This is a genomic window from Plantactinospora sp. BC1 (assembly GCF_003030345.1).
GTDB lineage: Bacteria > Actinomycetota > Actinomycetes > Mycobacteriales > Micromonosporaceae > Plantactinospora.
This window is the reverse complement of the sequence record NZ_CP028158.1, coordinates 6,483,711-6,498,287: the sequence shown is the minus strand read 5'-3', so window position 1 is coordinate 6,498,287 and position 14,577 is coordinate 6,483,711. Positions and strand designations below refer to the sequence as shown.

Genomic DNA, 14,577 nt, shown 5'->3' with positions numbered 1-14,577 from the left:
GGACCTCGCGGACGATGTAGCGCTTGAGGCAGCGCATGATCTCTTTCTTGCTGAGTCCTTGTTTGGCGCCCGGTCGGTGAGTGCAGGAACGGGTCACCCGGGCAGACCGACGAATCCCCTAGAAGACACCCAAGGTCAGTCAGAGGCTGAGTCAGACCGGCCGGGTGACCCGCTCCTACATCCTCACTGTCAGAGGCAGGTGATGACAACCTGGGTCCCTGGCGGTACCGGAGTGTTCTCGTTCGGGTTCTGGAACCGGACCGTACCGTTCGGGTTGAACTGCACCCCGACGGGCAGGCCCTGGCTCTCCAGGAGCTGTTTCGCCTGCTGGCAGGGCATGTCGATCACCCGGGGCATGGCGATGGCCGGCGGGCCGTTGCTGACCTCGACCTTGATCTGCGCGTTCTTCTCCACCCCGGCGCCGTCCTGCGGGGTCTGCGCGATCACCTCGTCCTTGGGCTTGTCGGAGTCCTTGTACTCCTCGCTGAGCTTGAGGTCGAGTTCCTTGATGATGTTGCGTACCTCGTTGATGTTCTTGCCGACCAGGACCGGGACGCTGATCGGCGCCTTGCCCTTGCTGACGATGACAGTGATCTTGTCGCCGGGCTTGACCTCGGCGCCGACCTTCGGGGTGGTGGCCATCACCACGCCCTTGGGCAGGTTGTCGTCGTAGCGGTCGGTGCCGCGCACCAGGACCAGGTTGGCGTTCTCCAGGTCGAGCTGGGCCAGGTCCAGCGTCTTGCCGACCACGTCCGGCAGCGGGAAGCGCTCCGGGCCGAGGGAGAGGGTGAGGGTGATCGTGCCGCCCCGCCGGATCCGGCTCGTCGACTCGGGGTCCTGGGCGAGCACCCTGTCCTTGGCGACGTTCTCGCTGTAGCGGGGGTCCGCGTACTTGACCACGAAGCCCGACCGTTCGGCCTGCGCCTGCGCCTGCGTCCCGGCCAGCCCGGCCAGGCTCGGCGTCTCGGTGTAGCGGCCGAACCCGAACCACCAGCCGGTCATCGCGACGACCAGGGCGAGCGCGACCACGGTCACCACCACCGAGGCCCGGCCGGCGAAGAGCTGCCCGCCGACCTGGCGGACCCGGTCGAGGAGATCGGAACCCGGGCCGGTCGCCGCGCGGCGGCGGTGCGGGGTGGCGCGTTCCCCTGGCTGGTCGGGCAGGCGGGCCCAGGACGGACGGGCGGTGGGTTGCACCGAGGCGACCACCATGGTCGGCTGCTGCACCACCATGGTCGGGTGGTCGGCGGCGGGGATCTGCCGGAGTATCGCCGTGTTGGCGTTGGCGACGGTGCCGAGGTCGTCCCGGACCACCTGGACCTCGCTCTGGAACGCGCCCGCGTCCGTCGGCCGGGCCCCGGGGTCGCGCCGGGTCGCCCGCCGGACCAGCTCGTCGAGGACCGGCGGCAGGCCGGGTACCAGCCCGGAGGGCGCGGGTACGTCCCGGTCGACGTGCTGCCAGGCGACGTCCACGGCCCGGTCGCCGTCGTACGGGACCCGGCCGGTGAGCATCTCGAAGAGCACGATGCCGGCGGCGTAGACGTCGGTACGCGGATCGGCCCGGCCCTCGGTGACCAGCTCCGGCGCCACGTAGGCGACCGTCGCCATCAGCTGGTTGCCGCCCTCGGTGGTGTCGGAACTCGCCTCGACAGCCCGGGCGAGCCCGAAGTCGGCGACCTTCACCACGCTGTCGACCAGGTTGCCCGCGCCGCCGCTCGGCGCCTCGGCGACCAGCACGTTCTCGGGTTTCACGTCCCGGTGCACCAGCCCGGCCCGGTGCGCGGCACCGATCGCGGCGAGCATCTGCTCCAGGATCGCGAGCGCCTCGCTCGGGTTGAGCCGCTTTCGCTCGGCCAGGATCTCGCGCAGGGTCCGGCCCCGGACGTACTCCATGACGAGGTACGGCAGGCCGCCGTGGGTGCCCTGGTCGTAGACGGCCACCACGTTCGGGTGGGTCAACCGGGCGATGGTCTTGGCCTCGTCGGTGAACCGCTCCAGGAAGCCGGCGAGCTGCACCTGCGCCGCCTGTGCCTGGTTCGGGTGAATGATCTTGATCGCGACCGTACGGTCGAGGCGCTCGTCGATGGCGGTGTAGACGGTCGCCATCCCACCACGGGCCACGCGACCGCGGATGCGGTAGCGTCCGTCGATCAGCGAGTTCAGCAGCGTGTCGGCGACCTGTATGTCCATCGGCAGGCAGTCTATGTCTCCAGGGGGCAGCGGCAGAACAGGATGCCACAGCCGACGCCGAAGCGAAAACTTCGTGTCGCCCGTTCCGCGCTCGGCGGAGATCATTTCGGCGGGATTTGCCGGTGTCGTCCCGCCCGGCTGACCGGAGCCGTTCGTCCGGGTCGGCGGTGGCGTGGCAAGGTGAGCGGGTGACCGAATCCTCACCTGTCGACCCGCAGCCGACCGAGCCGTCCGGCTGGCTGAGCCTCCCGGACGTCGCCGAACGCCTGGAGGTGACGATCAGCAAGGTGCACCAGATGATCCGGGACCGGGAGCTGCTGGCGGTCCGTCGGGACGGCACCCGGGTGGTCCCGGCCGAGCTGGTGGCGAATCGAACGGTACGCAAGCACCTGCCGGGCATCCTCACCCTGCTGCACGACGCCGGATACGACGACGAGGCGACGCTGCGCTGGCTCTACCTGCCCGACGACACCCTGCCGGGCGTGCCGGCGCAGGCGCTCGGCGACGACCGGGCCCGGGAGGTCAAGCGCCGGGCCCAGGCCACCGGCTTCTGAGGCGGGTCCCGCCGATGGAGCGATTCGCCTACCTGGCCGTGCTCGCCGGGTGCCTCGGTGCCGCGCTGTGGCTGGAGCCGGTCCTGCGGGTCAACGTGCTGCGGCGGTGGCGGCGGCTGCTGCTCACCCTGCTCCCGGTGGTGGTGCTCTTCGCGCTCTGGGACCTGGCCGCGATAGCCGCCGGGCACTGGACCTTCGACCCGGAGCAGACCACCGGGGTACTGCTGCCCGGCGGTCTGCCGCTGGACGAGTTGCTCTTCTTCGTCGTCGTACCCTGCTGCGCCATCCTCGGCTTCGAGGCGGTGCGCGCGGTGCGGCGCTGGCCGGCCGGCGACGAGGCACCGTGAGCGGCGACGGATCGTCCTCGTGAGCTACACCGTGGCCGCCCTGCTCGGGGTGGCCGGCGCCGTACTGGTCGACCTCTTCGTGCTGCGTACCCGGCTGGTCCGCCGGCCGGTGTTCTGGGTCACGTACCCGATCATCGTGTTCTTCCAGCTCCTCTCCAACGGCATCCTGACCGGCCGGGGCATCGTCCGGTACGACCCAGAGGCGATCATCGGCTGGCGGCTGGCGTACGCGCCGGTCGAGGACCTGCTCTTCGGCTTCGCCCTGGTGCTGCTGACCCTGAGCGTCTGGGTCCGGCTGGGCCGGGCCGGCGTGCAGCGGACCCCGGCCGCCGGGGAGGGCTCCCCGCTGCTCCGGCTGCTCCACCGGCAGCGATCGGAGCGTTGACGGCGCCGACCGTCAGCCTCGGCGGCGGGACCGTGAGCCTCGGGGCGGGACCGTCAGCCTCGGGGGTGGGGGACCGTCAGCCCTGGGAGCGGGGGGACCGCCATTTCCGGTACGCCACGACGGCCAGCACCAGCACCAGGGCCACGTCGAAGAGGGCGCCGGGCAGCTTGCTGAGTACGGCCAGCCCGAACCCGCCGGGCAGGACCAGGAAACTGAGTACGGTCACCGCTACGGCGACCCGGTGCACGTGGCGCCACGCGGCGAGGCCCGCCGCGAGCACGGCGACGGCGACCAGCCCGTACCAGGGGTAGAAGATCGGGGAGAGCAGGGCCAGGGCGGTGAAGGCCAGGCCGGTGAGGGTGACCAGTCGACGCCGGGCGTCCGTCCGGTCGGGTGCCGGGACGGCCCGACCGGCCCGGACCAGCAGTACCGCGATCGTCCCGGCCAGCGCGACGAGGCCGAGGAGCCGGGCCGCCGCCACCGCGCCGTCGACCGCCTCCGGGTGCCCGGCGAGCCGCAGCAGGTATCCGGCCGCCATGCCGAGCCCGGTCGGAACCGAGGTCCACTGCACCAGCCGGCCGGTGTCGGAGAGCGCGGAGGTCCAGCCCAGGTCGAGCCCGGTGGTCAGGGTCACCCCGGCGAAGGCCAGGCCGGCACCGGCCAACCCGAGGCCGGCACCGGCCAACGCCGCGGCGGCCGGCGCGGTGCGGCTGGAGCCGGGCCGGACGACGGTGAGCAGGATGGCGAACGGCAGCGCCACGATCGCGGTGACCTTGATCGCGACCGCCAGCCCGAGCAGTGCACCGACGCCGAGGGTCGACCACCGGCCGGTGCCGAGGGTCGGCGACCGGCCGGCGCGGAGGGTCGGCGACCGGCCGGCGCGGAGGGTCGGTAACCGACCGGCGCCGAGGGTTGATGACGGGCCGGCGGCCAGGGACAGCGCGGCGACGACCAGACCCAGCACCAGGGCGTCGTTGTGCGCCCCGCCGAGCGCGTGGACTCCGACGAGCGGGGAGAGCAGACCGAGCCAGGTCGCCCGGACCGGGTCGACGCCGGCCGCCCGGGCCAGCCGGGGCAGGCAGGCGACCGCGAGTACGACGCCGGCCAGCGCCTCGGCCCGGAGCAGCCCGACCGCGACCAGCAGTTGGCCGTCGGTGGTGGTGTCGACCAGCCGGGCCACCGCGACCGCCCCGCCGGCCAGGGCCACCGCCAGCGGGCCGTACGGGGTCGGGGTCTCCTGCCACAGCGCGGGTACGGCACCCGACCAGACACACCCGCCCGGCAGCACCCCGACGGAGTACGGGTCGACGCCGTCGAGCCAGAGCGCGCCCTGGCAGGCGTAGGCGTACGCGTCCCGGCTGCCGACCGGGGGTGCGAGCAGCAGCGGAGCCGCCCAGAGCAGCCCGGTACGCAGCAGCCAGCCCAGCGGGACGCTCGCCGGCCGGCGCCGTACCCGTACCCCGAGCCGCCACCAGGTGACCGTCAGCGCCACCAGCCCGGCGACCCAGCCGGTCAGGCCGAGCCAGTCCGCCCAGGTGTCCGGCAGCGGCGCCGCCTCGGCGGCACCCGTCGGCAGTGCCCCGACCCGGTAGGCGCTGGCCGTCAGCGTGGCGCTGGCGACGAGCCCGACGATCCGCAGCCGGGTGGGCCGGTCCGGGGCGGGCAGCTCTCCGACGGGTCGCACCAGACCAGCATCCCCAGCCGCCGGTACCCGGGACGCACGGTTCCACTCGACCGACCGGGGGAAACCCGGCCGACCGGGGGAGGGGCGGCTCCCGTACCCCTGTCCGGGTCAGTCCTTGCGGCGGGTGGCCACGACCGCGAGATCCACCAGCACCTCGCGGGCCTCGGGCTCCAGTTCGGCGCCGACCAGCGCGGCCAGCGCGGTGTCGGTGAGGGTGGCTATCCGCCGCTCGGTGCGGTCCAGCGCCCCGCTGCTGGTGATGACCTCGCGGAGCACCTCGATGCCGGCCTGGTCGAGTCCGGGGTCGCCGAGCCGGCGGTCCAGCAGTTCCCGTCCGGCCGGGGTGGTCGCCTCCAGCGCCGCCGCCACCAGGTAGGTCCGCTTGCCTTCCCGCAGGTCGTCTCCGGCCGGCTTGCCGGTCTGACCGGGATCGCCGAAGACACCGAGTACGTCGTCCCGGAGTTGGAACGCCTCGCCCAGCGGCAGCCCGTACCCCGAATATGCGGCCCGCAGCTCGGCGGGCGCGTCGGCGAGCGCGGCGCCGAAGAGCAGCGGTCGCTCGACCGTGTATTTGGCGGACTTGTACCGGGCGACCTTGCTCGCCCGGTCGACCGAGGCGTCCCGGGTCGCCTGCGCGAGCACGTCGAGGTACTGCCCGATGGTGACCTCGGCGCGCATCTCGTCGAAGACCGGCCGGGCCCGGCTGACCACGATCGGGTCGATGCCGCTGCCGTGCAGCAGCTCGTCGGACCAGACCAGGCAGAGGTCGCCGAGCAGGATGGCACTGGACTCGCCGAAGCCGTCCGGTCCACCGCCCCAGCCGGCGGCCCGGTGCTGGGCGGCGAACCGGCGGTGGATCGACGGTTCGCCCCGCCGGGTGTCGGACCGGTCCATCAGGTCGTCGTGGATCAGGGCGCTGGCCTGCACGAACTCCAGCGCGGCCAGGCCGCTGACGATCTCGTCGGAGTCGCGCCCACCCGCACCCCGGTAACCCCAGTAGCCGAACGCCGGCCGCAGCCGCTTGCCGCCGCCGAGCACGAACGCCTCCAGCGCGTCGGCGACCGTGCTGAGCCCGTCGTCGATGCTGGTCATCCAGGCGCGCTGTTTGCCGAGGAACCGGGCCAACGAGTTGTCGACCCGCTGGCGGAGGCCGGCGCGCTCGACCGGTGGGACGGGGGCGGATGCGGTCACGCCATGACGCTAGTGGATCGACCATCCGAGCGCGCGGTGCGGGCCGCGCCACCGGCTTCGGGAGGCGGCCGGTGTCGGACCGCTCGCCCGGCCGTCTGCCCTGCTCACCCGCGTGATCAACTCCTGTGTCCGGCCGTCGGGGCCGCTGCGAAAGCAGAGAGATTCGTCGATGGAGTCTGGGTGGCGGGGGCCGGGCGACGATCAGCGGGCGCGCCCCGGCCACGCCGGCCGGTCGGCTCGTGGTCATCCGGCGAGAGCTGCCGGCGCCGCCGTGGGCAGGTAGCGACGGGCCGCCGCCGACAGCGCCGCGTGCCGGCGGCCGGCCGGCTCCGCCCGGTACGCCGCGAGCCGCCGGCCGACGCCGGCCAGCTCCGCCGCCGCCCGTGCCGACCCGGACCGTACGGTGTCGAGCAGCGCCGCGTCCGCGACCTCGGCGGCCCGCTCCCACTCGCCGAGGTCCAGACAGGTACGGGCCAGCCAGGCGCCGTAGACCGCCGCCGTCCTCGGCTGCCCGCCCCGGGTCAGCGCGGCGCGCAGCAGCGGCTCGGCGCGCAGCGGGCGGCGCAGCGCGGCGAGGCAGCGGCCGGTCATCGCGGCAAGTTCGCCCTCGTCCAGCCAGTAGAGCCAGGGCGGTTCCCGGGGCGGCTGGCGTCGTCCGGCCGCCCGGTCGGCGGCGCGCAGCGCGGCGTGAGCGGGTCGTCGGCGCCCGCACCGCGCCGCCGCGAACGCGATCCGGTGCAGCAGCAGCGTCCGCAGCCCGGCCGGGGCGGTGCGTCGGGCGCCGAGATATCCGGTACGGGCCAGCAGCAGGCCGCCCCGGGCGTCGCCGAAGGCGCCGAGCAGGTGGCTCGCCGAACCGAGTACGTGTGCGCCGAGGCTCCGGTCACCGGCTCCGGCGGCGGCGGTCAGCGCCAGCCGGTACGCCCGCAGCGCGGCGTCGACCTCTCCCGCGTCGGTGTGCAGCCAACCGGTGAGCTGCGCCGCCTCGGCGACCAGTGTCAGCGCCTGCCGTCCGGGGCGGCCGGTCGCGCACCGTGCCGTCGCCAGGGCGAGCCGACCGGCCGGGGACGACAGCAGGTCCGCTCCGCCGACGACGTCGTCGAGTCGCCGCAGCCCGGCGACCCCGGCCGCGTCGAGCGGCAACTCGGGCGGCGGTGCACCGGCTGTTCCGGATCGGTCCGGCGTCACCCGCACCGGCCCGCCCGGGAGCGCTCGGGTCGGCTGGAACGGGATGGTGACCGCCGGTCCGACCGGCCCGTCCGGATCGGTGAGCCAGGCATGTGCCGAGGCCAGCAGCTCCTGCCGGGCCCGCACCGCGCCGGCATCTGCGCCGTCCCCGCCCGTGCCGCCGGCCGCCCTGGGTCGGCTCGCGGCGGCGGCGACGGCCAGCTCCTCGACGGACACCTCGAACACGGCCGCCAGCCAGCTCAGCCAGAACTCGCCGGGTACCCGTTGCTGCCGCTCCCACCGGGACACCTCGTGCCGGCTGACCGTCGGTACGCCGGACGCGGCGCAGAGCTGCTCGGCCACCCGGAGCTGACTCCAGCCCCGGGTGAGGCGCAACTCGGTCAGCAGCGCGCCGAGTGAGCCCGGTGCGGCCGGGTGGCGGGACGCGGAGTCGTGCGGCTGATGCTCTGGTCGGGGCATGGGTGGGTCCTTCGGCGCGTGACGATCTGACGAAAGCTGCTGCTGACCCCGCGCACGACCCCGGAGGCGGCGACGCCACCTCCCTGCGCGGCTCAATTCCTACCGCCCGGGTACGACGTTCTCGTGTCATCGGGCTCAGTGGAGAGGTTCCCGGGCAGTCCATGCGACGAACCGCTGGAACAGGATCTTGGGCTCCGGTGCCGGGTTGGGGCTGAGCCGGTGCAGGTCGGTCAACGCCTCCGTGAGCTGTGCCGACATGTACAGGGCGAGTCCGACCGGGGCGTTGGAGAATTCGGCCCGCAACAGCAGTCGTGCCACCCCGCACGGCCATGGTTGGCCGGGGCAGCCCGAACAGTGCCACAGCGGGCGCCTGGGCGAGTGCGGTCGGAGTCGGAACGGCATCGGGCGCTCGGAGATCGGTAGCTCGTTCGGGGAAGTCATAGCCCCTAGTGTTGACGTCGTAGTTGTCGACGTCAACGGCAAGTGCAGTTGCTTAGCGTCGGCCGTGTGGAGGAACTGGTCGGAGTGGCGGAGATCCGCGACATGTTGGGCGGCAACCTGTCCCGACAGCGAGTCCACGTCATCACCAGCCACCGGGACTTCCCGGCCCCGATCCAGAAACTGAAGATGGGCAACGTCTGGTTGAAGCGGGACGTCGAGGAGTGGATCAGAAAGCGGCAGGCTGCCGGATAGAGGGAACCGACTCGGGGTCGGGGCCAGGGAGAGATGGGGATCATCCCCGATCACGCCGCCCCGTCTCCGGCCTAGCGTCGGAGGCCATGTCCAGCTTCGTACCGCAGACCGCTGACCACCGGGACGACCGCGTTCCGACCCGGTGGACCCGACCGGTGCAGAACCTGACCCTCGTCTGCTCACTTCTCTTCGTGGCCGGCACGGCGCTACAGAACTTCGTGGTCATCGACCTCCGGGCGATGGAGGAGATGATGCGGCTGGCCGGCGCCACGCAGGCACAGGCGCAGGCCGACGCGCCCGGCTTCCTGACCGGATTCCGGATCGTCGGCTGCGTCTACCTGGTCGGCAACGCGGTCGGCCTGCTCGCCAGGACCGGCCGGACCTGGGTCTTCTGGACGGCACTGGCGGTGAACGTGACCCAGGCGGCCGGTCTGGTGATGATCCCGCCGGAGGTCTTCGAGGCCACCCGGGACCGGTTCGGCGTGCCGGGGCTGCTGCCGTCGTACGTCACGGACGGCGGGGCGGCGCTGCTCGCCGTCGTACTGCTGGCGGTCCTGCTGCGGTACCGGCGGCCGTGGGCGTACCGGAGGATCCCCGCACCGTAGCGCGGCGGCTGGCCCCGACGCTGGCCCCGGGGCCAGCGGGCTGGCCCCGCCCCGCTGGCTCCTCCACCGCGGCCCGATCCGCCGTTCGATCGACAACCGACGGCACCACCGACCGGCGGTGTCCGATCGAGGAGTCGAGGAGTGCCCGCCGTGCCCAGCGAGTTGCCGTTCGACCCGGAGGACCCACCCGACGAGCCACCGCCCGAGGTGGTGCACCCGATGGCCTGGCGGCTCGCCATACGCCTGCACCGGGAGCACAGTCCACTCCCCGCCGAGCCGGGGAACAGGCTCTCCGGCCCGGCCGGACCGAACGTCTGCCGTGCCTGCGCCGACCCCTGGCCCTGCCACGGCCGGCAGATCGCCGTACGCGGACTGCTCGCGGCCTGCCGCGGCCCGCAACGCCGTGGTGACCGCTAGATGGGACCGAAAAGCGGACTTCCCGCCCCCAACAGGGCCCAATGGTGCGGGACCAGGCCGGCCCGACCGGTAGAGTCGCGGCGTGGCGCTCGGTCTTCCCTCCGTCCTCCCCGACTCGCGGCCGGCGATCGGGGACCTGGTCCGTGGTCCCTCGCCGACCTTCTCCTTCGAGTTCTTCCCGCCCAAGACGGAGAAGGGCGAGCGGCTGCTCTGGCAGGCGATCCGCGAGCTGGAGTCGCTGCGTCCCTCGTTCGTCTCGGTCACCTACGGTGCCGGCGGGTCGAGCCGGGACACCACCGTCGCGGTGACCGAGCGGGTCGCGACCGAGACGACCCTGCTGCCGATGGCGCATCTGACCGCCGTCAACCACTCGGTCGCCGAGCTGCGCAACGTGATCGGCCGGCTGGCCGGCGCCGGGGTGCGCAACGTGCTCGCGGTGCGCGGCGACCCGCCGGGCGACCCGATGGGCGAGTGGGTGCAACACCCGACCGGCGTGCTCTACGCCGAGGAACTGGTCCGGCTGGTCCGCGAGGCGGGCGACTTCAGCGTCGGGGTGGCGGCGTTCCCGTACAAGCACCCCCGCTCGCCGGACATCGCCACCGACACGCGGTACTTCATCCAGAAGTGCCGGGCCGGAGCGGACTTCGCGATCACCCAGATGTTCTTCGACGCCGACGACTACCTGCGGTTGCGCGACCGGGTCGCGGCGGCCGGCTGCGACACCCCGATCCTGCCCGGCGTCATGCCGGTGACCCAGCTCAGCACGATCGAACGCTCCCAGCAGCTCTCCGGGGCACCGTTCCCGTCCGCGCTGGCCGCGCAGTTCGACCGGATCGCCGACGACCCGGAGGCGGTCCGCCAACTCGGCATCCAGCAGGCCAGCGAGATGTGCCGCCGGCTGCTCGACGAAGGTGTGCCGGGGATCCACTTCATCACCCTCAACCGATCGACCGCGACCCGGGAGGTCTGGCAGAGCCTCCAGGCCGGCGTCGGAGTCTGACCGGATGCGGCCCGGGCCGGCGCCGCAGGCGCGACCTGGGCCGCCGTCCGGAGGTTGAGCCAACGTGGGCAACCGGTTGACGTGGGACGAGTACGCCAACAAGTGGGCGCGGCTGCACGGCGGCTTCGACCCCCGGATGGCCACCACGTCGGTGCGCCGCTGGCTGCGGATGTCGTACGTCCTGGGCTGCTTCCTCGCCCGGCTGCACGTGTCGCCGACCGCGGTGACGGTGCTCGGGGTGCTGCTCTGCGTCGCCGTACCGGTGGCGGTCGCCCAGTCCCGGCCGGGGCCGCTCGGGCCGCTCCTGGCGGCGGGGTTCGTGCTGCTCGCCGCCGTGGCGGACAGCATCGACGGCGCCGTCGCCGTGGTCACCGGCCGGACCACCCGACTCGGGTACGTCTACGACTCGCTCGCCGACCGGGTCGGCGAGGTCTGCTGGCTGATCGCCTTCTGGCTGGTGGGCGCCCCCGGCGCACTGGTGGTGGCGGCCGGTGGGCTCTCCTGGTTGCACGAGTACACCCGGGCCCGTTCGGTCTCGGCGGGGATGAAGGAGATCGGCACCGTCACCGTCGGGGAGCGGCCGAGCCGGGTCAGCGTCGCCGTGGTGGGACTACTGGTCGCCGGGCTGGCGCACCTGGTCATGCCGGAGCTGGCGGCCGGCACGATCACCCTGGCGACCGCCGTCTGGGTGCTGCTCGGCTTCTTCGGCATGGTCCAGTTGCTCTCGGCGGTCCGCCGGTCGCTGGACACCGGCCGGGAGTCGACCGGCAGGGGAGCGGGTGGCGGCGGCGACCCGGCCGGGCAGCCGTCCGCCGGTCGGCCGGTCGGTGCGGAGTCGTCCGGCCGGCACCCGATCGGGGAGGCGCCGACCGGCGACGAGATCCTCCCCGGCAAGGAACTGGCCCGCCGCGAGCCGACCGGGATGGAACTGAGCCGCCGCGAACCGCCCGAGTGACGTCGACGCTGCCGCCGAGGCTCCGAGCGGACGGCCCGGCACGGTGAGCCGTGGAGCCGTGGAGCCGTTGAGCCGTTGAGCCGTTGAGCCGGATCGGTCGTCGATGCCGGCGACCGACTTTGGTCGATCCCTTACCGACCGAAGCACGACGAGAACCGGTACCCGACCCTGGTTGGCTCTGGGCATGACAGTGCACCGTCGCCCCGACCTGACGGACCAGCCCCCGAGCCGGCCGACGACGTCGAGTGCGGCCCGCCCGGCGCCACTGTCGACCCGCGCTCTCGGACCCGACCTGGCCCGCGGCTTCATGCTGCTGTTCATCGCCCTGGCCAACTCGCACTACTTCCTGCGCGGCGCATCGGTGCTGGGTGGCTACCCGCAGGACGGCTCGGCCCTCGACCGGACCGTCACCTGGCTGCTCGCGACCTTCGTCGACGGTCGGGCGTTCCCGATGTTCGGGCTCCTGTTCGGGTACGGGGTCGCCCGGATCGCGCACCGGCAGGAGGCGCTCGGGCCACGGGCCGTACGCCGGCTGCTGTGGCGACGCAGCCTGGTGCTGGTGGTGGTGGGTTTCCTGCACGCGGTACTCCTCTACGTCGGCGACATCCTGGCCGCGTACGGGGTACTGCTGTTCGCGGGCGCCTGGCTGGTACGCCGCCGGGACCGCTGGCTGCTGTCGACGGCCGTCCTCTTCTTCCTGCTCGGTGCGCTGCCGGGGGCCGACTCGTTGACGATCAGCACCGACCCGCCGCACGTCTCGATGCTTCCGCCGGACCCGCTCGCCATGGTCGTGCAGCGTGCTCCGGTGTCGCTCTACGTCGCCCTGCTCGGGCCGCTCGGCTTCGCCTGCCCGTTCGCGCTCGGGCTGTGGGCGGGGCGCCGACGCGTGCTGGAGCAGCCGCAGCGACACCGGAGGCTGCTGCGCGGCACGGCGGTGGCCGGGATCGGCGCGGCGGTGCTCGGTGCCCAGCCGATCTCGTTGATCCTCGCCGGTGTGCTGGCGGTGCCGGACCGGGCGGCCCTCGAACTGCCGGGTCCGCTGCACGACGCGACGGGGCTGCTCGGCGGCCTCGGGTACGCCGCGCTGCTGTCGCTGGTCGCGGCCCGGCTCCAGGCCCGCCACCCCCGGCCGGTGGTCGACGCGATCGCCGCCACCGGCCAGCGCTCCATGACCTGCTACCTGGCCCAGTCGATCGTCTGGGCCGTCGCCTTCACCCCGTTCCTGCTCGACCTCTCCGGCACCCTCACCGTCGCCGGCACGGCGGCACTGGCCGCCACGACCTGGCTGGGTACCGTGCTGCTGGCCGACTGGATGCGCCGGACCGGACGGCGCGGACCGTTCGAGGTGTTGATCCGGCGGGTCACCTACCGGCAGCCGCCGGGCTGAGTCTCCGGCGCGGGCCGGTCAGGCCGGGCCGATCTCGGCCGCGACGATCTGCGCGGAGAGCGCCACCATCGGCAGGCCACCGCCCGGGTGGGTGGAGCCGCCGACCAGGAAGAGGCCGCGCGCCGGACCCCGGTTCGCCGGCCGCAGCAGCCCGCCGACGCTGCCGTGGATCGCCCCGCCCGGGGCGCCGGCCGCGCCGGCCAGGTCGGCCGGGGTACGCACCTGTCGGAAGAGCAGCCGGTCCCGCACCTCCACACCCCGGTCGGCGAGCACCTGGAGCACCCGGTCGGCGTAGGCGTCCGCCAGCCCCGGCCGCCGCCAGTCGACCCCGCCCAGCGTCCGCCCCTGCCGGGGCGCGTTGACCAGCACGAACCACGCCTCGTGCCCGGCCGGCCGGACCAGCGGGTCGTCCGGCACGCTGACGAAGACCGTCGGGTCGGCCACCGGGCGGGCCGGTACGCCCCGACCCGGATCGCCGAAGACCGCGTCGAACTCGGCGTCGTAGTCGGTCGGAAAGAAGACGTTGTGGTGGGCCAGGCCGGAGTCGCCGCGCACCCCGAGCAGCAGTACGAAGCCGGCCAGGCTGCGGTCGGCCAGCCCGGCCAGCCGCTCCGGGGTCGGCAGCAGGTCCCGATAGAGGGTCAGCGCGTCGGTGTTCGCCACCACCACGTCCGCCGGTACCGGACGTACGGCACCGGCCAGGCGTACCCCGTGCACCCGGCCGCCGGCCGCCTCGATGCCGGTGACGGTGCTGCCGGTCGCCACCACCACCCCGAGGTCGAGACAGCGGGAGAGCAGCGCGTCGGCGATGGTGCCGAGCCCGCCGCGCGGATACCAGCCGCCGAAGGTCAGCTCCGCGTACGGGATGGCGGCGAGCGCGGCCGGCGCCCGGCGCGGATCGGCGCCGGTGTAGGTGGCGTACCGGTCCAGCAGCATCCGGAGCCGGGGGTCGCGCAGGTAGCGCCGGCCCAGGTCGCGCAGGGTCCGGCCGGGGGCGATCGCGGCCAGGTCGCCGAGCCGCCAGGCGAGCCTCGCCAGGTCCCGGGGCGAGTCGACGGGGCGACGCAGCACGTCCCGCCAGGAGGCCGTCCAGATCCGCTCGGCGCGGCGCCACAGCCGCCGCCAGTCGTCGGCGGCCGGCCCGCCGAACCGCTCGGCGATCCGGGCCGCGAAGACCTCCGGATCGGCACCCGAGTCGAGCACCGTCGCCGCAGAGGTGGCCGACGACGGGAAGACGTGCCGGACGATCGGGTCCAGCGGGGTCAGGTCGAGGTACTCGTCCAGTTTGGCGCCGGTCGCCTCGAACAGGTCGGCGAAGACCTGCGGCAGGGTGAGCAGGCTGGGGCCGGTGTCGAACCGGAACGTCCCGAGCGGCGTCTCCCGGGCGTACCGGCCGAGCTTGCCGCCGACCACGTCGGACCGCTCGTAGACGGTGACCTCGTGGCCGAGCGCCGCTGCCCGGGCCGCGGCGGCCAGCCCGCCGACGCCGGCACCGATGACGACCACCCGACTCACCTGCGTA

General features: G+C 73.7%; 14 protein-coding genes and 1 pseudogene. 9 read left to right on the top strand and 6 right to left on the bottom strand.

The window, feature by feature from the left end:
- Nucleotides 1–189: 189 nt before the first annotated feature.
- On the bottom strand, nucleotides 190–2,190 hold the full coding sequence (gene pknB, locus C6361_RS28495; RefSeq protein WP_107261468.1) for a Stk1 family PASTA domain-containing Ser/Thr kinase: 2,001 nt from the start codon (nucleotides 2,188–2,190) through the stop codon (nucleotides 190–192).
- A gap of 188 nt (nucleotides 2,191–2,378) precedes the next feature.
- On the opposite strand from pknB, the gene C6361_RS28490 reads away from it, so the two are divergent.
- From C6361_RS28490 to C6361_RS28480, 3 genes are read left to right on the top strand one after another with little or no spacing between them, the layout of a single operon-like run.
- On the top strand, nucleotides 2,379–2,744 hold the full coding sequence (locus C6361_RS28490) for an Rv2175c family DNA-binding protein (RefSeq protein WP_107261466.1): 366 nt from the start codon (nucleotides 2,379–2,381) through the stop codon (nucleotides 2,742–2,744).
- 14 nt (nucleotides 2,745–2,758) lie between these two features.
- The gene (locus C6361_RS28485) at nucleotides 2,759–3,091 is read left to right on the top strand and encodes a lycopene cyclase domain-containing protein (protein WP_107261464.1); all 333 of its coding nucleotides are present in this window, start codon (nucleotides 2,759–2,761) and stop codon (nucleotides 3,089–3,091) included.
- A 19-nt stretch (nucleotides 3,092–3,110) separates the two neighbouring features.
- Entirely contained in the window at nucleotides 3,111–3,476 is a 366-nt protein-coding gene (locus tag C6361_RS28480) for a lycopene cyclase domain-containing protein (protein WP_107269593.1), read from the top strand.
- Between the two features lie 76 nt (nucleotides 3,477–3,552).
- Here the strand turns inward: C6361_RS28480 and mptB are convergent, their stop codons facing one another.
- From mptB to C6361_RS38410, 4 genes are all read right to left on the bottom strand, one after another.
- Nucleotides 3,553–5,160 carry a polyprenol phosphomannose-dependent alpha 1,6 mannosyltransferase MptB gene (gene mptB / locus C6361_RS28475; RefSeq protein WP_107269592.1) on the bottom strand — a complete coding sequence of 536 codons (1,608 nt, stop codon included), beginning with the start codon at nucleotides 5,158–5,160 and terminating at the stop codon, nucleotides 3,553–3,555.
- 108 nt (nucleotides 5,161–5,268) lie between these two features.
- Complete coding sequence (locus C6361_RS28470; protein WP_107261458.1) at nucleotides 5,269–6,351, bottom strand: polyprenyl synthetase family protein; 1,083 nt, start codon at nucleotides 6,349–6,351, stop codon at nucleotides 5,269–5,271.
- Between the two features lie 243 nt (nucleotides 6,352–6,594).
- Nucleotides 6,595–7,998, bottom strand: coding sequence for a helix-turn-helix transcriptional regulator (locus tag C6361_RS28465; RefSeq protein WP_234359062.1), 1,404 nt, complete (start codon nucleotides 7,996–7,998; stop codon nucleotides 6,595–6,597).
- A 135-nt stretch (nucleotides 7,999–8,133) separates the two neighbouring features.
- On the bottom strand, nucleotides 8,134–8,316 hold the full coding sequence (locus C6361_RS38410) for a hypothetical protein (protein WP_234359061.1): 183 nt from the start codon (nucleotides 8,314–8,316) through the stop codon (nucleotides 8,134–8,136).
- A gap of 189 nt (nucleotides 8,317–8,505) precedes the next feature.
- Here C6361_RS38410 and C6361_RS28455 point away from each other — a divergent pair, with 189 nt between their 5' ends.
- The 6 genes and pseudogenes from C6361_RS28455 to C6361_RS28430 all read left to right on the top strand — a co-directional run bounded on the left by C6361_RS28455 (nucleotide 8,506) and on the right by C6361_RS28430 (nucleotide 13,055).
- Nucleotides 8,506–8,691: an AlpA family transcriptional regulator gene (locus C6361_RS28455; RefSeq protein ID WP_159079517.1), complete on the top strand. Its 186-nt coding sequence runs from the start codon at nucleotides 8,506–8,508 to the stop codon at nucleotides 8,689–8,691.
- Nucleotides 8,692–8,777: 86 nt separating this feature from the next.
- Nucleotides 8,778–9,296 carry a hypothetical protein gene (locus C6361_RS28450; RefSeq protein ID WP_107269589.1) on the top strand — a complete coding sequence of 173 codons (519 nt, stop codon included), beginning with the start codon at nucleotides 8,778–8,780 and terminating at the stop codon, nucleotides 9,294–9,296.
- A gap of 150 nt (nucleotides 9,297–9,446) precedes the next feature.
- Nucleotides 9,447–9,713 (top strand): hypothetical protein, encoded by a 267-nt coding sequence (locus C6361_RS28445; protein ID WP_159079516.1) that lies wholly within the window; start codon nucleotides 9,447–9,449, stop codon nucleotides 9,711–9,713.
- Nucleotides 9,714–9,795: 82 nt separating this feature from the next.
- Nucleotides 9,796–10,713, top strand: a complete 918-nt coding sequence (metF, locus tag C6361_RS28440; protein WP_107269587.1) for a methylenetetrahydrofolate reductase [NAD(P)H] — start codon at nucleotides 9,796–9,798, stop codon at nucleotides 10,711–10,713.
- A gap of 64 nt (nucleotides 10,714–10,777) precedes the next feature.
- Nucleotides 10,778–11,458: pseudogene (locus C6361_RS28435) on the top strand (CDP-alcohol phosphatidyltransferase family protein); the annotation flags it as partial.
- Between the two features lie 394 nt (nucleotides 11,459–11,852).
- Entirely contained in the window at nucleotides 11,853–13,055 is a 1,203-nt protein-coding gene (locus tag C6361_RS28430) for a DUF418 domain-containing protein (RefSeq protein WP_107269586.1), read from the top strand.
- An 18-nt stretch (nucleotides 13,056–13,073) separates the two neighbouring features.
- Here the strand turns inward: C6361_RS28430 and C6361_RS28425 are convergent, their stop codons facing one another.
- A complete protein-coding gene (locus C6361_RS28425; protein ID WP_107269585.1) occupies nucleotides 13,074–14,570 on the bottom strand; it encodes an NAD(P)/FAD-dependent oxidoreductase in 1,497 nt (498 codons plus the stop codon).
- Nucleotides 14,571–14,577: the final 7 nt, after the last annotated feature.

Excerpts from the sequence above, each read along its gene's own strand:
- pknB (WP_107261468.1), bottom strand. The coding sequence starts at position 2,190 with ATGGACATACAGGTCGCCGACACGCTGCTGAACTCGCTGATCGACGGA.
- C6361_RS28465 (WP_234359062.1), bottom strand. The coding sequence starts at position 7,998 with ATGCCCCGACCAGAGCATCAGCCGCACGACTCCGCGTCCCGCCACCCG.
- C6361_RS28485 (WP_107261464.1), top strand. The coding sequence starts at position 2,759 with ATGGAGCGATTCGCCTACCTGGCCGTGCTCGCCGGGTGCCTCGGTGCC.
- C6361_RS28430 (WP_107269586.1), top strand. The coding sequence starts at position 11,853 with ATGACAGTGCACCGTCGCCCCGACCTGACGGACCAGCCCCCGAGCCGG.
- C6361_RS28450 (WP_107269589.1), top strand. The coding sequence starts at position 8,778 with ATGTCCAGCTTCGTACCGCAGACCGCTGACCACCGGGACGACCGCGTT.